Raw genomic sequence first — 21,048 nt, 5'->3', positions numbered from 1 at the left:
GGGCCGGCCCAACCCGGAGCCAACACCCCGCCGACTACGCTCGTGGCATGGAGCCGTCGACCCCCGCCGACATCGCCGGGCGCCTGGGTGCGACCGGCTACCTGTGCGACGACGCGCTCGCGACGGTCACGTTCCTCGCGCTGAGGATGCAGCGGCCGCTGTTGCTCGAGGGCGAGCCCGGCACCGGGAAGACCGCGCTCGCCGAGGCGGTCGCCGAGAGCCTCGACCGGCCGCTGGTGCGGCTGCAGTGCTACGAGGGCATCGACGCCACGCAGGCGCTCTACGACTGGGACTTCCCGCGCCAGATCCTGCACCTGCGAGCGCTCGAGGCGGCCGGCCGCGACAGCAGCGTCGAGGAGGCGGAGAAGAGCCTGTACGACGCGCGCTTCCTGCTCGCCCGGCCGGTGCTGCGCGCGCTCCAGGAGAGTCCGGCCGTGCTGCTGGTCGACGAGGTCGACCGCGCCGACGACGAGTTCGAGGCGTTCCTGCTCGAGGTGCTGTCGACCTACCAGGTGTCGATCCCCGAGCTCGGCACCGTGCGCGCCGCGACGCCGCCGATCGTGGTGCTGACCTCCAACCGGACCCGTGAGCTCCACGACGCGCTCAAGCGGCGCTGCCTCTACCACTGGATCGACCACCCCGGGCTCGACCGCGAGGTCGAGATCGTGCGGTCGCGGGCCCCCGAGGTCTCGGCCGCCCTGGCCCGTCAGGTGGTCGGCGTGGTGCAGGACCTGCGCGCCCGTGACGACCTGCAGAAGCCGCCGGGCGTCGCCGAGACCCTCGACTGGGCGCGGGCGCTGACCTACCTCGGCACCGCGGAGCTCGACCTCGCCGCCGCGTCGGCGACACTCGGCGCGCTGGTGAAGTACCGCGAGGACGCCGACCGGGTGCGGCACGCGCTGGACCGGATGCTGCGGGCCTGACCATGACGACACGGCCGGCCGACCGGGGCGGCGACGAGATCCTGCTGGCGTTCACGCGCGCGCTGCGGGCGGCCGGCGTACCCGTCACCCACGACCGGGCGCACGGCTTCCTCGCCGCGACTTCGGTGCTCGGCCTCGACGACCAGCGCGCGACGTACCTCGCCGGTCGGGCGACGCTGTGCGCCGGCCCCGACGACCTCGAGCGCTACGACCGGGTGTTCACCGCGTTCTTCGGGCCCGACGGCCTGCCCCGCTCCCGCCCCGCGCAGCCAGGCGGCGTGCCGGGGTTCTCCGGCCTGCCGGACGACGACGGATCGGGGGTCGGGGACGACGCCGAGGAGGAGGTCGTGCGGGCGCGGGCCAGCGCGACCGAGGTGTTGCGGCACCGCGACGTCGCGACGCTGTCGGCGGCGGAGAAGCAGCGGCTAGCCGCCATGTTCGCGACGCTGCGGCCGCGCCCGCCGGTGCGGCGTACGGCCCGGCACCAGCGCTGGCACCGCGGCCAGGTCGACGCGCCGCGCACGCTGCGCGCGTCGCTGCGCCGGATGGGCGAGCCGGCCGAGATCGCGTGGCGGCGTCGTGGCGTGCGGCCCCGCCGGGTGGTGCTGCTGATCGACGTGTCCGGCTCGATGAGCGGGTACGCCGACGCGCTGCTGCGGCTCGCGCACCGCTTCACCCAGGTCGGCCGCGGTCAGGGCGGCGTGGTCGAGACGTTCACGGTCGGCACCCGCCTGACCCACCTGACCCGGGTGATGCGGATCCGCGACCCCGAGCGCGCGCTGGTCGCCGCGGGAGAGACGGTCCCGGACTGGTCGGGCGGCACCCGGCTGGGCGAGACGCTGCGGTTCTTCCTCGACCGGTGGGGCCAGCGGGGCATGGCGCGCGGCGCCGTCGTCGTGGTGTTCAGCGACGGCTGGGAGCGCGGTGACCCGACGCTGCTCGGGGAGCAGATGGCGCGCCTGCGCCGGGTCGCCCACCGGGTCGTGTGGGTCAACCCGCACCGCGGCAAGGTCGGCTACGAGCCGGTCCAGCAGGGCGTGCTCGCGGCGCTGCCGCACTGTGACGACTTCGTCGCCGGCCACTCGCTGGCGACCTTCGCCGAGCTGTCGGAGGTGATCTCGCGTGCGTGACGTGCTGCCCGAGCTGTTGGAGTGGTGGCGGGCCGGGGAGACCGTCGGTGTCGGCACCGTCGTCGCCACCTTCCGGTCCGCGCCGCGCCCAGCCGGCGCCTCGATGCTGGTCGGCCCCGACGGCACCGCCGTCGGGTCGGTGTCCGGCGGCTGCGTCGAGGGCGCGGTCTACGACCTCGCCGAGTCGGTCGTCTCCGACGGCGAGCCGGTCCTGGAGCGCTACGGCGTCTCCGACGACGACGCCTTCGCCGTCGGCCTCACCTGCGGCGGCATCCTCGACGTGTTCGTCGAGAAGGTCAGCCGCGAGACGTTCCCCGAGCTCGAGGAGATCGCCGCCGACGTCGAGGCCGGCCGCCCGGTCGCCCTCGCCACCGTCATCGAGCACCCCGACCCGTCCCGGCTGGGCCGGCGCCTCGTCGTACGCCCCGAAGGGATAGTCCCTGACGTTTCGGGGGTCGGGGAGCGTTCCCACACCCCGAAAACGTCAGGGACTATCCCGGTGCTGGGGTCGCAGCGGGCCGACGACGCCGTGCACGACGATGCGCTCGGCCTGCTGGCCGCCGGCCACAACGCGACGCTGACCTACGGCCCCGACGGTGAGCGCCGGGGCGAGGGGATGCGGGTGTTCGTCTGGGCGTTCGCGCCGAAGCCGCGGATGCTGGTCTTCGGCGCGATCGACTTCGCGGCGGCCGTCGCGCGGGTCGGCAGCTTCCTCGGCTACCACGTGACGGTCTGCGACGCGCGGCCGGTGTTCGCGACGAACACCAGGTTCCCCGAGGCCGACGAGGTGGTCGTCGACTGGCCGCACCGCTACCTGGCCGCGGAGGCCGACGCCGGCCGCGTCGACGGCCGGACCGTGATCACGGTGCTCACCCACGACCCGAAGTTCGACGTGCCGCTGCTGGAGGTGGCGCTGCGGCTGCCGGAGGTGGCGTACGTCGGCGCGATGGGCTCGCGGCGCACCCACGACGACCGGCTGGCGCGGCTGCGCGAGGCCGGCGTCGACGACAAGGAGATCGAGCGGCTCTCGAGCCCGATCGGCCTCGACCTCGGGGCGCGGACCCCGGAGGAGACCGCGATCAGCATCGCCGCGGAGATCATCGCGGGGCGATGGGGCGGCAGCGGGGAGCCACTCGCGTCGCTCGACGGACGGATCCACAAGGAGCTCGCGTGATGGACGGACACTCCCTGACCCGGCTCGCCGACGAGCACCTCGCGATCGCCGGCGACCATGGCAGCGGCCGCAGCGCCGTGACCGTGCACGGCGGCCGCGAGCACCACCTGCGGCAGACGCTGATCGCGCTGGCGGGCGGGAGGTCGCTCGGCGAGCACGAGAGCCCCGGCGAGGCGACCCTGCAGGTGCTGCGCGGCCGGGTGACCCTGCACGCCGGGGGCGAGCAGTGGAGCGGGGGACCGGGCGACTTCCTGCTGATCCCGCCGCAGCGCCACGACCTCGAGGCGATCGAGGACGCGGCCGTGCTGCTCACGGTCGCGAACCGACTGGCGGACTGACGATGCGGCGCGGCGCGGCCCTCGTGCTGGCGCTCGCGCTGCCGCTCGGTGCCTGCTCGGGCGAGGATCCCTCGGCCGAACCGGCGCCGACCGTGTCGACCGAGTCGACGGAGGCGACCGAGGCGACCGCGCCGACCGACTCGGCCCCGACCGACGAGGCGGCCGAGCTGTCTCCGGGCCCCACCCAGCCCCCCACCCCCGCCGAGCAGGACGAGAGGTTGCCACCCACCACCGACACCCCGTCGCTGGCCAACCTGATGCGCGAGCAGATCGACGCCGGCCGGATCCGGCGGACCGCGCGGCTCGGGGGCACCGACCGGTGGACCAGCTGGGCGGTGACCTACACCGTCGACGGCGCGACGGTCTCCGGTGAGCTGCTCGTGCCGACCGGTCGCGGGCCGTTCCCGGCTCTGGTGCTCAACCACGGCCACATCGACCCGGGCTACTACACGCTCGGGCTCGGCATGTCCCGCGAGCAGGAGTGGTTCGCCGCCAACGGGTTCGTCGTCCTGCACACCGACTATCGCGGCCACGCCGCCTCCGACCCGGTCAGCGACCTCGGTCGCGAGACCCGCCTCGTCTACACCCGCGACGCGATCGGCGCGGTCGAGGCGCTCGAGCAGGAGCGGTACGTCGACGACGAACGGCTCGGCATGGTCGGCCGCTCGATGGGTGGCGGCGTCACCTACAACGCCATCGTCGCGCAACCCGATCTCGTCGACGCGGCCGTGGTCTTCGCGCCCGTGAGCTCCGACTACCTCGACAACCTGCGCCGATGGACCATCCCCGAGCGCCCCGACGCGGCGCAGGCGCTCTACGACGACCTGGGCGGGTCGCCGCGGGCGAACCCCGGCGCCTACCGCGCCCTGTCGGCGCGCACGTACTTCGACCGGATCGAGGTGCCCGTGCTGATCCACCACGGCACCTCCGACGACAGCTGCCCGATCGCGTGGTCCCGCGAGAGCCAGCGGCTGCTCACCCGGGCCGGGGTGGACAGCACCCTGGCGGTCTACGAGGGAGAGGAGCACGCCTTCGGTCCGCAGTTCCCGGCCTCCATGCGGCGCACCGTGGAGTTCCTCCGCGCCCGTCTCGGGGCATGACCCACGTCACCGAGTCGGCTACGTTGGCCCACAGCAACGCACCCCGGGGGGTCCGATGGCACGCACCGAGCTGCAGACGCGCCGCGTGGAGGCCGTCCGCGCCTGGACGGCGTTCGTCGAGCACGGCGACGAGGCGGCCGCGATGGTCCGGCCCGAGATCCTGACCAGCTGGAACCGCTCCGAGGCCGCGATCGCGCCCGACGTCGCCGAGGCTCCGCTCGCCGACGAGTCCGAGACCGCGGCGTACTGGCGCGGTTCGGCCCTGCAGACCGCGGTCGAGCGCGTCCAAGCGGAGCTGCGGCGCACGGCCGAGGACGGCGACCTCGTCATCGCCGTCACCGATCCGGAGACCAGGATCCTGTGGACGTACGGCGGCCGAGTGATGCGCCGCAAGGCCGAGACCGTGAACTTCGTGCCCGGCGGGCGCTGGGACGACGAGTCGGTCGGCACCAACGCCCTCGACCTGGCCAACCGGCTGTCGGAGCCGGCGATGGTCTTCAGCGCCGAGCACTACGCCTCGATCGTGCACAACTGGGTCTGCTGGGCGGCGCCCGTCCACGACCCGGCGACCGGCACCCAGCTCGGCGTCATCGACCTGTCGACCACCTGGGACCGCACGCACCCGATCGGGCTGGCGACCGCGCGGGTGATGGCGCGGCTGATCGAGGCCGCGATGCCGCTCTCGCACCAGCACCCCGTGCGCCTGGGCGAGAGCACCGAGCCGGGCCTGGTCATGCACCTGCTCGGCACCGCCGAGACCTGGCTCGACGGGCAGCGGCTGCTGCTCAACCGCCGACAGACCGAGATCCTCGCGCTGCTCGCGATGCACCCCGAGGGGCTGTCCCTCGAGCACCTGCACGCGCTGGTCTACGGCGACCAGGCGGTCACCACCTCCACGCTCAAGGCCGAGGTCTCCCACCTGCGCGCGTCGCTCGGCGGACAGCTCGCCTCGCGGCCCTACCGGCTGACGATGCCGGTCTCCACCGACGTCGACCTGGTGCTCGGCCTGCTCCGGCGCGGGAGGGTCACCGCGGCCGTCGACGCGTACGGCGGCGACCTGCTGCCCGGCACCAACTCGCCCGCCCTGGCCGAGCTGGCCGAGCTGGTCGCCGTCGCGGTCCGCGAGGCGCTGCTCGCCGATCCCGACCCCGACGCCGTGCTGAGCTACGGCGAGCGGGCGCCGTACGACACCGAGGTCCTCGAGGTCTGCCTGGCCCGGCTGCCGCAGGGCCACCCGGCCGTGCCCCTCCTCAAGGGACGGTTGGCCGCCGCCCAGCGGTGACCCGCTTCCCAGCTAAGACAAGTAGTTCACTAGACTTAGCGCCATGGCCGTCCTCGACCGCGCCCAGCCCGACCCCGCCGCGTCCCGTCCCGCGCCCGCCGCGGCGCGGGTCGCCGTCGTCGGGGGCGGCGCCAGCGGCGTGCTCACCGCGCTCCAGCTGCTGTCCACCTCCGACGACTCCTCGCTGTGCGTCACCGTCCACGAGGCGACCGGGGTGCTCGGCCGTGGCGTCGCGTACGGCACCTCGGACCCGCGCCACCTGCTCAACGTGCGCGCCCGGCACATGAGCGCCTTCGCCGACGTGCCCTCCGACCTGCTGGACTGGGCGCGCCGGGCCGGCCGCGACCCCGACCCGCTCGGCTTCCTGCCGCGGATGGAGTACGCGGCGTACCTCCAGGACACCCTTGCCGACACCGCCGACCACCGGCTCACGATCAGCGCCGGGCGGGTCGACGACCTCGTGCCCACCGACTCCGGCTTCGAGCTGCAGGCCCGCGGACGGACCAGCGTGGCCGACGTCGTCGTGCTCGCCTACGGCAACCAGAGGCCCCAGGAGCTGCCCGAGCTCGCCGGACTGCCGGGCCTGATCGGCAACCCCTGGGACCTCGCCGCCATCCGTGCGCTGCCCGGCGACGCCGACGTCGTCATCGTCGGCACCGGCCTCACCGCGATCGACACCGCGATCACCCTGCTCGAGGATCGGCCGCGCCGCCGCGCGGTGATGGTCAGCCGCAGCGGGCTGCTTCCGTGCGCCCATATCGCGCAACAGTCCACGGCGTGGGTGACCGACGTCCCCGCCGGACCGCTCACCGCCGACTCGGTCGCGGCGCTCGTGCGCCACCAGGTGGAGGCGGCCCGCGCCCACGGCGTCGACTGGCGCAACGTCGTCGACGGGCTGCGGCCCCAGACCCAGCAGATCTGGCGCCGGCTCGACGTCGACGAACGGCGGCGCTTCCTCGCGACGTACGCCCGCGACTGGGAGGTGCGCCGCCACCGGATGGCTCCGGAGGTCGCCGACCGGATCGACCGCTACCGCCGCGACGGTCGGCTCACGCTCGTGCCCGGCGGCACCGGTCGCGTGGACGTCGGCGCCGCCGACGCGGTCGTCAACTGCACGGGCCCACTCACCGACATCAGCCGCACCGACGACCCGCTGCTCCGGGCCCTCCAGGCCCGCGGCCTCGTCGCTCCCGACCCGCTCCGGCTCGGCCTCGAGTCGACGGTGTCCGGCGAGGTCATCGGCGCCGACGGCCGCGTCGTCGAGGGTCTGTACGCCGTGGGGCCGCCTCGCAGGGGGACCCTCTGGGAGTCGACCGCCATCCCGGAGATCCGCGCCCAGGCGGCCGAGGTCGCCCGGCTGGTCCTCGCCGCCGCGCTGCGCTGACGGGTCGGCCTACCTTCGACCAACCGGCACCTCCTAGCGTGACCAGCACCACAGCAGGTCACGTCCTCGAGGAGAGTCCATGACCCGGATCAGCCTGACCGTCGACGGCGCCGCGGTGTCCGACGACGTCGAACCCCGCATGCTGCTCGTGCAGTACCTCCGCGAGCGTCTCGGCAAGACCGGCACCGTGATCGGTTGCGACACCAGCAACTGCGGCGCGTGCACCGTCCACCTCGACGGCACCAGCGTGAAGTCGTGCAACGTGCTCGCCGTCCAGGCCGACGGCGGCGAGGTCACCACCATCGAGGGCCTGGCGCAGGACGGCCAGCTGCACCCGGTGCAGGAGGCGTTCCGCGAGTGCCACGGTCTCCAGTGCGGCTTCTGCACGCCCGGCATGATCATGCAGAGCGTCGACCTCCTGAAGGAGAACCCGAAGCCCTCCGAGGAGGAGATCCGGCTCGGGCTCGAGGGCAACCTGTGCCGGTGCACGGGCTACCACAACATCGTCCGTGCGGTGCAGCACGCGAGCGGTCAGGGGGTGACGTCGTGACCGCCACCCAGGAGCGTCCCGCCGACGCCGTCGACCGCGAGATCGGCCGCGACCGCCGCCGCAAGGAGGACCAGCGGCTGATCACGGGCCGCACCCGCTGGACCGACAACATCGTGCTGCCCGGGATGCTCCACCTCGCGATGGTGCGCAGCCCGTTCGCCCACGCGACGATCACCGGCATCGACACGAGCGCGGCGAGGTCGGCGCCGAACGTCGTCGCCGTGCTCACCGGCGCGGACTTCGGCGAGGAGCTCGGCGTCTGCATCAACGCGTGGCCGATCACGCCCGACCAGGTCGCGCCCGTGCACTGCCCGATGCCGAGCGACCGGGTGTCCTTCGCCGGCGAGATCGTCGCGGTCGTCGTGGCCCGAAGCGCCGCCGAGGCGCGCGACGCCGCCGAGCTCGTCGACGTCGAGTACGACGAGCTGCCGGCCGCGCTCGACCTCAAGGCCGCGGCCGCCGACGAGGTGATCGCGCACCCGGACCTGGGCACCAACAAGTCCGCGCTGTGGGTCTTCGACTCCGGCGAGGCAGGCACCGGCGGCAACGTCGAGGACGCGATCGGCAAGGCCCGCACCGACGGCATCGTCATCGAGCGCGAGTACCGCCAGCAGCGACTGATCCCGGCGTTCATGGAGCCCCGGTCGGTCGTGGTCGACCCGACGGGCGAGCAGTACGTCATGTACTCCGCCACCCAGATCCCGCACATCCTGCGCTTCGCGCTGGCCGCCACGACCGGGGTGTCGGAGTCGAAGATCCGGGTGATCGCCCCCGACGTCGGCGGTGGCTTCGGCGGCAAGCTCCAGGTGACGCCGGAGGAGTGGATCGCCTGGGCGGTCGGCCGCCGGATCGGCAAGCCCGTCAAGTACACCGAGACCCGGTCCGAGTCGCTGATGAGCGCGCACCACGGCCGCGACCAGTGGCAGAAGCTCACCCTGTCGGCCGAGAAGGACGGCACGGTCACCGGCCTCAAGGTCGAGCTGCTCGCCGACCTGGGCGCGTACGTCGCGATCGTCGGCGGCGGCGTGCCGGTGCTCGGCGCCTTCATGTTCAACGCGATCTACAAGTTCCCGGCCTACCACTTCGCCTGCCAGACCGTGCTCACCAACAAGACCTGGACCGACGCCTACCGGGGCGCGGGCCGGCCCGAGGCGACGTACGCCATCGAGCGGCTGATGGACGAGCTCGCCGCCGAGGTCGGCGCCGACCCGCTCGCGATCCGGGAGAAGAACTGGATCCGGCACGAGGAGTTCCCGTTCACGACCGTGGCCGGCCTCGAGTACGACTCCGGCAACTACGAGGCCGCCACCGCCAAGGCCAGGGAGATGTTCGGCTACGACGAGCTCCGGTCCGAGCAGATGGCCCGCCGGGCGAGCGGCGACCCCGTGCAGCTCGGCATCGGCGTCTCGACGTTCACGGAGATGTGCGGCCTCGCGCCGTCGCGGGTGCTCGGTCAGCTCGACTACGGCGCCGGTGGCTGGGAGTACGCCAGCGTGCGCATGCTCGCGACCGGCAAGGTGGAGGTGACGACCGGCGCCTCGGCGCACGGTCAGGGCCACGAGACGGCCTTCAGCCAGATCGTGGCCGACCGTCTCGGGGTGGCGTTCGAGGACGTCGAGATCCTCCACGGCGACACCGCTGTCGCGCACAAGGGACTGGACACCTACGGCTCGCGCTCACTCGCGGTCGGAGGCGAGGCCCTGGTGCGGGCGGCCGACAAGGTCGTCGAGAAGGCCACCCCGATCGCGGCGCACCTGATGGAGGCGTCGGTCGACGACATCGAGTTCGCCGGCGGGCGGTTCTCGGTGCGCGGCACCGACCAGGGCATGGCGATCGGCGAGATCGCCACCGCGGTCTTCGCGGCCCACAACCTGCCCGACGGCGTCGAGGCGTCGCTCGACTCCGACGCGACGTACGACCCGGTGAACTTCTCCTTCCCGCACGGCACCCACCTGTGCGCGATGGAGGTCGACACCGAGACCGGCGCGCTGCGGATGCGCAAGTACGTCGCCTGCGACGACATCGGCAACATCATCAACCCGCTGATCGTCAGCGGGCAGGTGCACGGCGGGCTCGTGCAGGGGATCGCTCAGGCGCTCTGGGAGGAGGCCGTCTACGACGAGGGCGGCACGCTCGTGTCGGGCTCGTTCGTCGACTACCTGCTGCCGACCGCCGCCGACACGATCAGCTTCGACATCGACCACACCACGTCCCCGGCGACGACCCACTCGCTCGGCGTCAAGGGCGTCGGCGAGGCCGGCACGATCGCCTCGACGCCCGCCGTCGTCAACGCGGTCGTCGACGCCGTCCGCCACCTCGGCGTGACCGACATCCAGATGCCGTGCACGCCCGAGCGGGTGTGGAAGGCGATCAACGGTCCCGGTGCCGGAGGGTCCACCGAGGGGGCGGCGATGCCGCACTTCGAAGCGGGTGGTGCCGCAGGCAACCAGGAGCAACCGGGCACCTCGAGCACGGAAGGAGCGGGGCAGTGATCCCGGCACAGTTCGACTACGTGGCCCCGACGTCGGTCGAGGACGCGCTGGCCGCCCTCGCCGAGCACGGTGACGACGCGAAGATCATCGCCGGCGGGCAGAGCCTGCTGCCGGTGCTGCGGATGCGGCTCAACGCCCCCGAGATCGTCATCGACCTCGGCCGCATCGACTCGCTGCGCGGCGTACGCGACGACGGCGACGCGATCGTGATCGGCGCGATGACGCCGCACTCGGTCGTGGGCGCCGACCCGCTCGTCAACGAGCACGCGTTGCTGATCGCCAGGGCCGTCGAGCACCTCGCCGACGCCCAGGTGCGCCACCGCGGCACGTTCGGCGGCGCGCTCGCGCACGCCGACCCCGCCGGCGACCTCGGCGCCCCGGTGCGGGCGCTCGGCGCGTCGTTCGTGATCCAGGGCGCGGGCGGCACGCGGACCGTGTCGGCCGACGACTTCTTCGTCGACCTCTTCGAGACCGCGATCGGTGACGACGAGATCCTCACCGCGGTCCGGGTGCCCAAGCACACCGGCTGGGGTGCGCACTACGAGAAGTTCGTGCGGGTCGCCCACCAGTGGCCGATCGTGGCGGTCGCCGCGACGGTGCGGGTCGAGGGGGGCGCGATCGCCGAGGCGCGGATCGGGCTCACCAACATGGGCTCGACCCCGCTTCGCGCGACCGCGGTCGAGGCGGCCCTCGCCGGGCAGCCCGCCACCGAGGACGCCGTACGCGCGGCGGCGGCCCACGCCGCGGAGAGGACCAGTCCGCCGAGCGACCTCAACGGCGACGCCGACTACCGCCGGCACCTCGCCACGGTGATCACCCGCCGCGCCGTGCTGGCCGCTGCGGGAGGTTGAGCGTGGACCTCACCCACACGTTCACCGTCCCGACGTCGGTCGACGAGACCTGGGCGCACTTCAACGACATCGCGTCGGTGGCCGAGTGCTTCCCGGGCGCGACCGTGACGTCCGTGGACGGCGACACGTTCTCGGGGTCGGTGAAGGTCAAGCTGGGACCGATCGCGCTGGTCTACAACGGCTCGGGCACGTTCGAGGAGAAGGACGAGGCCGCGCACCGCTTCGTCGTCGACGCCAAGGGCCGGGACAAGCGCGGCAACGGCACCGCCGGGGCCAAGGTCACGCTGACCATGGCCCCGGCGGCCGACGGCACCTCGACCGACGTCGTGGTCGTCACCGACCTCGCGATCACCGGCAAGCCCGCCCAGTTCGGGCGCGGCGTGATGCAGGACGTCTCGGACAAGCTGCTCGGGAAGTTCGTGGAGTGCCTGGAGCAGCGTCTCGCGGCGGGGTCCGCCCCACCGCAGACGACTCCCGCGTCCGAGCAGGCGGCCGAGGCGGAGCCCGGGACCGCCTCGGCCACCGGGATAGTCCGTCACGAGATGGCTGACGATCAGCCCGACGGGCAACCAGAACGTGACGGACTATCCCACCAGGCGGCGCCGTCGCAGGACACCCTGGACGTGGGGGCGGCGGTGCTGCCGGTGCTGGTGAAGACCTACTGGAAGCCGGTGGTCGGGGCGGCCGTGGTGGTCGGCCTCGTCATCTGGTGGGCCACCCGGTAGGCGGGGTCACTCCAGTGCGCTGGCCCGGGTCTTCGGGGTCGGCTCGGGCACGACGTCGGCGTCGGCCACGAGCTCGGCCTCCCGGACGCCGTTGACCCGCGCGGGCAGCTGCGGCTCGAGCCGCGCGACGGCCAGCACGCCGAGCACGACGCAGCCGACGACGAGCGAGCCGATGTAGACGCTGTCGAGGTGGTGGCCGATCAGGAAGCCGGCGATCGGCGGCGCGATGATCTGCGCGAGCTGGAACGCCGCGGAGCTCGCCGCGTTGTAGCGTCCGCGCAGGTGGTCGGGCGCGAGGTCGTTGACCAGCGCGGGGACGGTCGGCTGGAGCAGCGTCTCGCCGAACGCGAAGATCGACGCGGACGCGGCGACCAGCATCGTCGCGCCCCAGGTGCCGGAGACCAGGCCGGTGGCGCCCAGGAACAGCCACGACAGCGCCCACACGGCCGCCATCACGGCGATGATCCGGGTGCGCCGCCGGCCCTCGATGCGCTGCAGGACGACCAGCTGGAGCAGCACGATCACCAGCGTGTTGGCAGCGAACGCGAAGCCGAGCCCGCGCGTCGACACCTCGCCCACCGAGCGGGCGTAGGCGGGCATGCCGGCGTTGAGCTGGGAGTAGCCGACGTACGACGACACGAAGCTGACCACCATCATCGAGGCGACCGCGGGGCGGCGCAGCACCTCGAGATAGCCGACCCTGGCGTTCGCCTCGTCGTGGTGCTCGACCCGGCCCGCGACGTGGCGCAGCGGCACCGTCATCAGGAACAGCGCCGGGAGGTAGCTGACCGCGTCGCCGAGGTAGATCGCCTGGAACGTCGCCAGGTCGTCGACGCTCACGACGGCCCCGGCGACCAGGCCGCCGATGCCGATGCCGAGGTTGAGCAGGGTGAAGTTCACGCCGAAGTAGCGCTGTCGCAGGTCGGAGGGGATCACCGCGGCGATGAACGCCTGGAACCCCGGCCACGAGACGCCGAACGCGACGCCGGTCAGCAGCAGCGACACCGCGGCCACCGTGGGCGTCGACGCGAAGGCCAGCACGACGTTGCCGACGACCTGCAGCAGCAGGGCGCCGATCAGGATCCGCCGGGCGCCCCAGCGATCGATCGCGGCGCCACCGGGGCCGACGACCAGGAAGCCGACGAGCGGCGGCACCGCGAGCAGCAGGCCCGCGTCGCTGAGCGCGAAGCCGCGGACCTCGTGGAGGTAGACGACGTTGAACGGCAGCACCAGCCCGGTGCCGATGAACTCGAAGACCACGACCGAGAGCAGCAGCTTGCCCTCGCGCGGCAGGTCGTGCCAGAACGAGCGGAGCGTGAGGCGGCCGGGGGCGGCGGTGCTGGACATCGGTGGGAGTCTCCCAGCGCCCACCGACCGTGATCCACTCGTTATCGGCCGACCGCCGGACCTCCGGTCACGCCAGCGCGGAGAGCCTCGTGAACTCCTCGTCGGCGAGCTCGATCGCGGCGGCCGCCGTGTTCTCCTCGAGGTGCTCGACGCTCGACGTGCCGGGGATCGGCAGCATCACCGGCGAGCGGCGCAGCAGCCACGCGAGGGCCAGCTGCGACGGGGTCGCCCCGTGCTCGCGGGCCGCGTCGGCGAGCGGCCCGTCGTTCTTCGACAGCTCGCCGGTGGCGAGCGGGAACCACGGGATGAAGCCGATGCCCTCGCGCTCGCAGTGGACGAGCAGGTCCTCGGCGGAGCGGTCGGCGAGGTTGTAGAGGTTCTGCACGGTCGCGATCGGCGCCACGGCGCGGGCCGCCTCGAGCTGCTCGACCGAGACCTCGGACAGTCCGAGGTGGCGGATCTTGCCCTCCTCCTGGAGCTTCTTCAGCTCGCCGACCTGGTCCTCGAGCGGGTACGCCCGGTCGATGCGGTGCAGCTGGAAGAGGTCGATGGTCTCGAGCCCCAGCCGGCGCAGGCTGAGCTCGCACTGCTGGCGCAGGTACGGCGGGTAGCCGACCGGGGTCCAGACGTCCGGGCCCTGCCGGACGAGACCGGCCTTGGTGGCGATCACGACGTCGTCGGCGTACGGCGACAGCGCTTCGTGCAGCAGCTGCTCAGCGACCTCGGGACCGTAGGAGTCGGCGGTGTCGAAGAACGTGGTGCCGAGCTCGGCCGCCCGACGCAGGACCCGGATCGCCTCGTCGTGATCGCGGGGCGGACCCCACACGCCCGGCCCGGTGAGCTGCATGGTGCCGTAGCCGAGCCGGACGACCGGCAGGTCGTCCGCGATCATGAACGTGCCCGACGAGTCTGCGTTGGTGTGGGTCGTGGTCATGTCGTCGTTCGTACCAGCGCTCCACAAACGGTCGCGGGTGGATGTCGCGGGTGGGGGTCGCGGCGCCGTCGACGAGCGACGTGCCGCGGCGGCTAACGTCGACAGCGCACCCGCCCGCACGGGACTCACCGACGCTGGGGAGGAAGAGCATGAACCGCGTCTGCACGATCGGGCACTCCTCGCGATCCTTCGGCGACGTGGTGGCCATGCTGCGGTCCCACGAGGTCACCGAGCTGGTCGACGTGCGCTCCTACCCGTCGTCCCGGAAGTTCCCGCAGTGGAACCAACCCGAGATCCGGGCAGCGCTGCCTGCGGACATCGCCTACCGCTGGATCCCGAAGCTGGGCGGGCGGCGCCACACCCCGGCCGGGGTCGCGACAGCGAACGGCGCCTGGCAGGTGAAGGCATTTCGTGACTACGCCGACCACATGGCCACCGCCGACTTCGCCGACGGGCTCCACGAGCTCCTCGCCCTGGCCGCGGAGGGCTGCCCGGCGATCATGTGCAGCGAGGCCGTGCCGTGGCGCTGCCACCGACGTCTGATCACGGACGCTCTGCTCGTCGCGGGTGTCGACGTCGTCGACATCCTGTCGGGTACGACGACCCGGGAGGCCTCCCTCAACCGGATGGCACACGTCGAGGACGGCCGCATCACCTACCCGCCGACCGCATCGTGACGCCGACGCCCCCACCCGTCAGGACGACCACCGCCCTCATCGACGAGGTGGCCGGCGTCGTTGCCTCCATTCCGTCGGGGCGCGTCGCCTCCTACGGCGACATCGGTGACCATCTCGGCGTCGGCGCGCGCCAGGTGGGTCGGATCATGGGTCTGCTCACCGCAGGTGCTCCGTGGTGGCGCGTCGTCCACGCCGACGGCTCGCCCGCGACCTGCCACGACGGCCGGGCCCCGGCCCTGCTCGAGGCGGAGGGAGTGCCGCTGCGCCGAGGACGCGTGGACATGAGCGCGGCCCGCGTCACGACGTGGTCCGACCATGAGTGAGCGCGGTGGCGGGCCGGGTCAGAACACGTTCAAGGGACGGAACTGCACCGAGATCCGCGGGCCGGCGTGGGCGACCTTCGGCACGGCGTGCTCCCACGTGCGCTGGCAGGAGCCACCCATCACCAGCAGGTCGCCGTGGCCCATCTCGATCGAGATCGAGGGCCCACCCACGCGCGGCCGGAGGGCGAGCCGGCGCGGGTCGCCGAGGGAGACGATCGCGACCATCGTGTCCTGGGTCCTGCCGCGGCCGATGGTGTCGCCGTGCCAGGCGACGCTGTCGCGCCCGTCGCGGTAGTAGCAGCAGCCGGCGGTCACGAACGGCTCGCCGAGCTCGGGCCGGTAGTGCGCCGACAGCGCGCCGCGCGCCCGCGCGAGGGTCGGGTGGGGGAGTTGCTCGCCCACGGCGTACGTGTGCAGGAGGCGGGGCACGTCGACCTCGCGGTCGTACATCTGCCGCCGCTCGGCCCGCCACGGCACGTCGTGCACGAGCGTCGCAAAGACGTCGTCGGGCGCGGGCAGCCAGGTGCGGCAGACGTCGATCCAGGCGCCTCGGGTCAGCGTCCGGCGCTCGACACGGTCGAAGGTCGGCGTCTCCACGGTCGGCGCCTCGAACAGCGAGCCCTGGAAGTCCATGGGCCGAGCATACGTCGCGTTCGAACAGATGTTCTAGCGCCGAGGTCGGCCGCCTACGATCGGCGGATGGCCCACATCGACACCACGGCGATCGTCGCAAGCTCGGCAGTCGTCACCGGCGACGTGACGATCGGGCCCGAGTCCAGGGTGCTCCACGGCGCGGTGCTGAACGGCGACCTCGGGCCGGTGCGGATCGGCTCCCACGTCGTCGTCATGGAGCATGCGCTGCTGCGCGGACGGCCCGACCAGCCCGTCGAGATCGGCGACCACGTCCTCGTCGGACCTCGGACCCACCTCAACGGCACCCGGATCGAGGACGAGGTCTTCGTCGCCACCGGCGTCTCGATGTTCCCCGGTTCGTCGGCCGGCCGGGGGTCCGAGCTGCGCATCAACAGCGTGCTCCACGTGAACTCCCGCCTCGAGCCCGACACGGTCGTCCCGATCGGCTGGATCGCAGCCGGAGACCCGGCGGAGCTCTTCTCGCCGGACCGGCACGACGAGCTGTGGGCGGTGCAGGAGGCGCTCGACTTCCCGGGCACCGTGTACGGCGTGCCGCGCGGCACCTCGATGCGGGAGATCATGCGCCGGCAGACCGAGCTGCACCGGCCCACCTGATCGCGGGCGTCAGGGCGATCTCGGGGCCAATCCGGTAGCGCCCGCGGTGCCGGCGCGGGAGGGTTGGACCATGATCGGCGCTCCTCCCTCCTCGCCGCCCGCCGCGCGGGTCCGCAACCTCACCAAGACCTACGGTGCCGGGCAGGCGCTGGTGCGCGCACTCGACGACGTCTCCCTCGACATCGGGGCCGGCGAGTTCACCGCCGTGATGGGCCCGAGCGGCTCGGGGAAGTCGACGCTCATGCACTGCTGCGCCGCCCTCGACCGGGCCGACTCGGGCGAGGTGCTGATCGGCGAGCAGGACATCACCCGCCTCAAGGACAAGGCGCTGACCCGGCTGCGCCGCGACGAGATCGGCTTCGTCTTCCAGTCCTACAACCTGGTGCCGACGCTGACGGCGGAGGAGAACATCAAGCTCCCGATGGCGATCGCGGGGCGGCGGCCCGACGCGGAGTGGTACGACGACGTGATCGCCACCGTCGGGCTGGGCGACCGGCTCGGCCACAAGCCCAACGAGCTCTCGGGCGGCCAGCAGCAACGGGTCGCGGTCGCCCGCGCGCTCGCCAGCCGGCCGCGCATCGTCTTCGCCGACGAGCCCACCGGCAACCTCGACTCCCGCTCCGGCGCGGAGGTCCTGGAGCTGCTGCGCCGCAGCGTCGACGACTACGACCAGACGATCGTCATGGTCACGCACGACCCCGTCGCCGCGGCGTACACCGACCGCGTCGTCTTCCTCGCCGACGGCCGCGTCGTCGACGAGCTGCGCGACCCGACGCGCGAGCAGGTGCTCGACGTGATGAACCGGATGGCCGAGCAGGCGCCCGAGCAGATCCCGACGACATGATCAGGGCGGCGCTCAAGAGCCTCCTCGGGCGCAAGCTGCGCCTGCTGATGAGCACGTTCGCTATCGTGCTCGGCGTCGCGTTCGTGGCGGGCACCCTGATCTTCAGCGACACGCTGAACCGGAGCTTCACCGCCCTGTTCGCGTCGACGGTCGGCGACGTCGTGGTCCGGCCCGAGGGCGGCACGACGGCCGACGGCGCGCCCTCGACCGTGACGATCCCGGCGAGCCGGCTCGAGCGGCTCCGCGCCGTCGACGGCGCCGCCCGGGTCGACGGCAACGTCAACGCCTTCGGCGTCTTCGTCGTCAGCGACCGGGGCAAGGTCGTGAGCGGGTTCGGCCCGCCGGCGATCGGCGGCAACTGGTCCGACGCCCCGGCCGGGCACGGGCTGCAGGGGCTGTCGATCGTCGAGGGTCACGCGCCGCAGGGTCGCGAGGAGGTCGTCCTCGACGAGCGCACCGCCGAACGCGCCGGCTACCGGGTGGGCGACCCGGTCGCGATCATCCCCTCGACGGCGATCGAGGGCGAGCCGGGCACGGACCTCGCCTCGCTCCGGCTCACGCCCACCCTCGTCGGCATCGCCGGGTTCCCGGGTGGCGGCTCGCTCAACGGCGCGACGTACGCCGCCTTCGACACCCCGACGGCGCAGGACCTCTTCGTCGACGGCGAGGACGCCTACACCGACGTGTGGGTCACGGCCGAGGACGGCGTCTCGCAGGAGCAGCTGCGCGATCGCGTCGCGGAGGTGCTGCCCGACGGCCTCGAGGCGGTCACCGGCGACGACGCCGCCGACGAGTCGGCCTCCGACCTGCTGCAGGCGATCTCGTTCCTGACCACCTTCCTGCTGATCTTCGCCGGCATCTCGCTGGTCGTCGGCGCGTTCCTGATCGTCAACACGTTCTCGATCCTGGTCGCCCAGCGCAGCCGCGAGCTCGCGCTGCTGCGCGCCCTGGGCGCCTCCAAGCGTCAGGTGACGTGGTCGGTGCAGCTCGAGGCGTTCGTGCTCGGTGTCGTCGGCGCGACCGTCGGCCTCGGACTCGGCGTGCTGCTCGCGATGGGCATCCGCGCGCTGTTCGCGAACTTCGGGCTCGACCTCTCCGGCCAGCCGTTGATCTTCGCGCCGCGCACGTTCGTCGCGTCGTACGCCGTCGGCGTGGTCGTCACGATGGCCGCGGCCTGGCTGCCGGCGCGCCGCACGGGGCGGATCGCGCCGGTGCAGGCGCTGCGCGACGACGTGGCGCTGCCCGAGTCCACGCTGCACCGCCGGATGTGGGTCGGCGCCGCGCTCGTCGTCGTCGGCCTGGGCGTGCTGTGGCTGGGGCTCTTCGGCGACCTGCCCCACGGCGGCTGGCAGACCGGCGGCGGCATCCTGGCGATCCTGCTCGGCGTCGCCGCCGCGAGCCCGGTGATCTCGCGGCCGTTCCTGGCGCTCGCGAGGGCGGCGTTCGCGCGGATCTTCGGCACCGTCGGCAACCTCGCCGGCCAGAACTCGCTGCGCAACCCGCGGCGCACCGCCGCCACCGCGTCCGCGCTCATGATCGGGCTGGCCCTCGCGTGCACCATGGCGATCGTCGGCGACTCGGCGAAGGCCAGCGTCGACAGGTCGGTCGAGGACAACTTCGTCGGAGACTTCGTCGTCAGCAACGTGATCGGCACCGGCTTCACGCCGGCGATCGGCGACCGGATGCAGCGGGTCGACGGGGTCGACCGCATCGTGCGCGAGCGGTTCGCCACCGCCGAGCGCGACGGCGACCGGCAGATGGTGGCGGCCGTCGACCCCGGCGACGTCGACCGCCTCGAGCTCGACCTCACCGACGGCGACCCGATGACGGCCGGGTCCGTGCTGCTGCAGCAGTCCTGGGCCGACGACCACGACCTCGGGGTCGGCGCCGACCTCGAGCTCCAGATGCCGGCCGGCAAGCGGACCTACGTCGTGGCCGGCACCTTCGACGACAACCCGGTCGTCGTCGCACCGGTGCTGATGTCGCTCGACGACTTCGGCGAGGGCGGCTTCCCCGCGACCGACAACGTCCTGATCCTCTTCACCGACGACTCGGCGGGGATCCAGCAGCGGCTCGACGAGGTGGTCGCCGACCTGCCGATCGTCACCGTCAAGGACCAGGCGGAGTTCGCGCAGGAGCAGCGCGAGCCCATCGACCAGTTCGTGCTGATGATCTTCGCCCTGCTCGGGCTCGCGCTCGTCATCGCCGTGCTCGGCATCGTCAACACGCTGGCGCTGTCGGTGATCGAGCGGACCCGTGAGGTCGGCCTGCTCCGCGCGATCGGGCTCAACCGCAGCCAGCTGCGCCGGATGATCACGCTGGAGTCCGTGGTGATCGCGGTGCTGGGCGCCCTGCTCGGCGTGCTGCTGGGCATCGGGTTCGGCATCGCGCTCATGTCCGCCGTGCGCGACCAGGGCCTCGAGGTGATCAGCGTCCCGTACGGCCAGCTGGCGGTGTTCCTCCTGCTCTCCGTCGTCATCGGCGTGCTCGCCGCGGTGTTCCCCGCGCGCCGCGCGGCCCGCCTCGACGTGCTCCGCGCGATCGCGACCGAGTAGCCGTTCCTCGTGATCCGAGGACGCGGACGCAGTTGAATGTCTACAGTGCAGGTCGTGAACGAGATGCTGGTGACGGAGGGGCGCGCGCTCAAGCACGTCCAGGTGCGTGAGTACGTACGCACGCTCGTCACGGGGGCGGCACCCGGTTCGCCAGCGCCCTCGGAGCGTGAGCTGGTGCACCGTTTCGGGGTCGCCCGGATGACGGTCAGACAGGCCATGGACGCCCTCGTGGTCGAGGGGCTGCTCGAGCGCATCCCCGGGCGGGGCACCTTCGTGGCCCGCCCGCGGCGTGCGCCGAGCCGGTTGACGAGCTTCACCGAGGAGATGGCCCGCCGTGGCCTCCTCGCGGAGTCGCAGACCCTGCTGGCCCGCCGCGAGCAGGCCGGCCCCGGCGTCGCCCGGGCCCTCAACCTGACCGAGGGCGACGCGGTGATCCACTGGCGCCGCCTGCGCCGCGCCGACGGCCAGCCGATGTGCCTGGAGGACGCCTACCTCAACGAGGTGCTGATCCCCGGCTTCCTGCAGAGCGGGATGCCGACCAGCCTGTACGACGCGCTCGACTCGCGCGGGCTCCGCCCCACCTGGGCCGAGGACTCCATCAACGCCGACGTGGCGTCGGAGGAGGAGGCGCAGCACCTCGACCTGCCCGCGGGCGGCCCGGTGCTGCGGCACTCGCGGCGCGGGCTCGCGGGCGAGAAGGTCGTCGAGGTGTCGCGCACCGTCTACCGCGCCGACCGCTACACGATCTGGCTGCAGGTCGGCGCCGAGGGCTGAGGCCGCGCGCCCGGGATCTCAGCGCCCCAGGTCGCCGAGCGGCGCGACGACGTCGCCGCTCTCCTCGCAGACCCACACCGGGTCGGGCCCGCCCAGGTCGGGCTGGATGTAGAGCGCGTGCACCGGTGCACCGTCGCCGCAGTCGCGACACACCGGCCAGCGACCGACGGTCTCAAAGAGCGCGTCCTGCACGTCCTGCGCGACCAGGCCCGCGACGTACTGCGCCCCCTCGGGCCACTGCTCCGCCCACCACTTCCGCTGGGCGACCGCGTCCTCGAGCGCCGAGACGGCGGCCGGGGTCGCGTGGTTGCGCGCCTCGAGGTCGGAGAGGACCCGGGCCCGCGCATCGAACAGCAGGGCGTTGTCCATCCCCCCATCATGCCCCCGGCCGGAAACG

The 21,048-nt window shown here is 73.0% G+C and carries 21 protein-coding genes; 17 read left to right on the top strand and 4 right to left on the bottom strand.

All coding sequences use genetic code 11. From position 1 onward, the window contains the following. Positions 1-47 precede the first annotated feature (47 nt). From PZ894_RS14950 to PZ894_RS14900, 11 genes are all read left to right on the top strand, one after another. A complete protein-coding gene (locus tag PZ894_RS14950) occupies positions 48-923 on the top strand; it encodes a MoxR family ATPase (RefSeq protein ID WP_275745971.1) in 876 nt (291 codons plus the stop codon). A gap of 2 nt (positions 924-925) precedes the next feature. Continuing rightward, positions 926-2,053 carry a VWA domain-containing protein gene (locus tag PZ894_RS14945; RefSeq protein WP_275745970.1) on the top strand — a complete coding sequence of 376 codons (1,128 nt, stop codon included), beginning with the start codon at positions 926-928 and terminating at the stop codon, positions 2,051-2,053. Continuing rightward, positions 2,046-3,227 carry an XdhC/CoxI family protein gene (locus PZ894_RS14940; RefSeq protein ID WP_275745968.1) on the top strand — a complete coding sequence of 394 codons (1,182 nt, stop codon included), beginning with the start codon at positions 2,046-2,048 and terminating at the stop codon, positions 3,225-3,227. The genes PZ894_RS14945 and PZ894_RS14940 overlap by 8 nt, the downstream gene beginning before the upstream one ends. Then, positions 3,227-3,565 (top strand): cupin domain-containing protein, encoded by a 339-nt coding sequence (locus PZ894_RS14935; protein ID WP_275745966.1) that lies wholly within the window; start codon positions 3,227-3,229, stop codon positions 3,563-3,565. Before PZ894_RS14940 ends, PZ894_RS14935 begins: the two co-directional genes overlap by 1 nt. A gap of 2 nt (positions 3,566-3,567) precedes the next feature. Then, positions 3,568-4,665, top strand: coding sequence for a prolyl oligopeptidase family serine peptidase (locus PZ894_RS14930; protein WP_275745964.1), 1,098 nt, complete (start codon positions 3,568-3,570; stop codon positions 4,663-4,665). A gap of 55 nt (positions 4,666-4,720) precedes the next feature. Next, the gene (locus PZ894_RS14925) at positions 4,721-5,947 is read left to right on the top strand and encodes a helix-turn-helix domain-containing protein (protein WP_275745963.1); all 1,227 of its coding nucleotides are present in this window, start codon (positions 4,721-4,723) and stop codon (positions 5,945-5,947) included. Positions 5,948-5,990: 43 nt separating this feature from the next. Next, positions 5,991-7,331 (top strand): FAD/NAD(P)-binding protein, encoded by a 1,341-nt coding sequence (locus PZ894_RS14920; protein WP_275745961.1) that lies wholly within the window; start codon positions 5,991-5,993, stop codon positions 7,329-7,331. A 79-nt stretch (positions 7,332-7,410) separates the two neighbouring features. Beyond that, entirely contained in the window at positions 7,411-7,881 is a 471-nt protein-coding gene (locus tag PZ894_RS14915; RefSeq protein ID WP_275745960.1) for a (2Fe-2S)-binding protein, read from the top strand. Next, positions 7,878-10,373 (top strand): xanthine dehydrogenase family protein molybdopterin-binding subunit, encoded by a 2,496-nt coding sequence (locus PZ894_RS14910; protein ID WP_275745959.1) that lies wholly within the window; start codon positions 7,878-7,880, stop codon positions 10,371-10,373. The genes PZ894_RS14915 and PZ894_RS14910 overlap by 4 nt, the downstream gene beginning before the upstream one ends. Beyond that, positions 10,370-11,224, top strand: a complete 855-nt coding sequence (locus PZ894_RS14905; protein ID WP_275745957.1) for a xanthine dehydrogenase family protein subunit M — start codon at positions 10,370-10,372, stop codon at positions 11,222-11,224. Before PZ894_RS14910 ends, PZ894_RS14905 begins: the two co-directional genes overlap by 4 nt. Positions 11,225-11,226: 2 nt before the next feature. Then, positions 11,227-11,949 (top strand): SRPBCC family protein, encoded by a 723-nt coding sequence (locus tag PZ894_RS14900; protein ID WP_275745955.1) that lies wholly within the window; start codon positions 11,227-11,229, stop codon positions 11,947-11,949. A 6-nt stretch (positions 11,950-11,955) separates the two neighbouring features. Here the strand turns inward: PZ894_RS14900 and PZ894_RS14895 are convergent, their stop codons facing one another. Together PZ894_RS14895 and PZ894_RS14890 are read right to left on the bottom strand one after the other, a co-directional pair. Then, positions 11,956-13,296, bottom strand: coding sequence for an MFS transporter (locus PZ894_RS14895; protein ID WP_275745954.1), 1,341 nt, complete (start codon positions 13,294-13,296; stop codon positions 11,956-11,958). A 67-nt stretch (positions 13,297-13,363) separates the two neighbouring features. Continuing rightward, entirely contained in the window at positions 13,364-14,230 is an 867-nt protein-coding gene (locus PZ894_RS14890) for an aldo/keto reductase (RefSeq protein ID WP_275745953.1), read from the bottom strand. A gap of 149 nt (positions 14,231-14,379) precedes the next feature. Here PZ894_RS14890 and PZ894_RS14885 point away from each other — a divergent pair, with 149 nt between their 5' ends. Together PZ894_RS14885 and PZ894_RS14880 are read left to right on the top strand one after the other, a co-directional pair. Beyond that, positions 14,380-14,907: a DUF488 domain-containing protein gene (locus PZ894_RS14885; RefSeq protein WP_275745951.1), complete on the top strand. Its 528-nt coding sequence runs from the start codon at positions 14,380-14,382 to the stop codon at positions 14,905-14,907. Next, positions 14,904-15,230 carry an MGMT family protein gene (locus PZ894_RS14880; protein WP_275745950.1) on the top strand — a complete coding sequence of 109 codons (327 nt, stop codon included), beginning with the start codon at positions 14,904-14,906 and terminating at the stop codon, positions 15,228-15,230. The genes PZ894_RS14885 and PZ894_RS14880 overlap by 4 nt, the downstream gene beginning before the upstream one ends. Positions 15,231-15,248: 18 nt before the next feature. Here the strand turns inward: PZ894_RS14880 and PZ894_RS14875 are convergent, their stop codons facing one another. Beyond that, on the bottom strand, positions 15,249-15,863 hold the full coding sequence (locus PZ894_RS14875) for an alpha-ketoglutarate-dependent dioxygenase AlkB (RefSeq protein ID WP_275745948.1): 615 nt from the start codon (positions 15,861-15,863) through the stop codon (positions 15,249-15,251). 66 nt (positions 15,864-15,929) lie between these two features. On the opposite strand from PZ894_RS14875, the gene PZ894_RS14870 reads away from it, so the two are divergent. The 4 genes from PZ894_RS14870 to PZ894_RS14855 all read left to right on the top strand — a co-directional run bounded on the left by PZ894_RS14870 (position 15,930) and on the right by PZ894_RS14855 (position 20,651). Continuing rightward, complete coding sequence (locus tag PZ894_RS14870) at positions 15,930-16,478, top strand: gamma carbonic anhydrase family protein (RefSeq protein WP_275745947.1); 549 nt, start codon at positions 15,930-15,932, stop codon at positions 16,476-16,478. Positions 16,479-16,548: 70 nt separating this feature from the next. Next, a complete protein-coding gene (locus tag PZ894_RS14865; protein WP_275745946.1) occupies positions 16,549-17,322 on the top strand; it encodes an ABC transporter ATP-binding protein in 774 nt (257 codons plus the stop codon). Between the two features lie 47 nt (positions 17,323-17,369). Continuing rightward, positions 17,370-19,877, top strand: coding sequence for an FtsX-like permease family protein (locus tag PZ894_RS14860; protein ID WP_275745944.1), 2,508 nt, complete (start codon positions 17,370-17,372; stop codon positions 19,875-19,877). 63 nt (positions 19,878-19,940) lie between these two features. After that, positions 19,941-20,651, top strand: coding sequence for a GntR family transcriptional regulator (locus PZ894_RS14855; protein WP_275746412.1), 711 nt, complete (start codon positions 19,941-19,943; stop codon positions 20,649-20,651). Positions 20,652-20,669: 18 nt separating this feature from the next. On the opposite strand, the gene PZ894_RS14850 is transcribed toward PZ894_RS14855, so the two are convergent. Then, the gene (locus PZ894_RS14850; RefSeq protein WP_275745943.1) at positions 20,670-21,020 is read right to left on the bottom strand and encodes a hypothetical protein; all 351 of its coding nucleotides are present in this window, start codon (positions 21,018-21,020) and stop codon (positions 20,670-20,672) included. Positions 21,021-21,048 lie beyond the last annotated feature (28 nt).

Origin of the sequence: Nocardioides sp. YIM 152315 (genome assembly GCF_029210375.1) — a bacterium.
Taxonomy (GTDB): domain Bacteria; phylum Actinomycetota; class Actinomycetes; order Propionibacteriales; family Nocardioidaceae; genus Nocardioides.
Note: the sequence above shows the minus strand (reverse complement) of the source record. Positions and strands in the feature narration are given on the sequence as shown.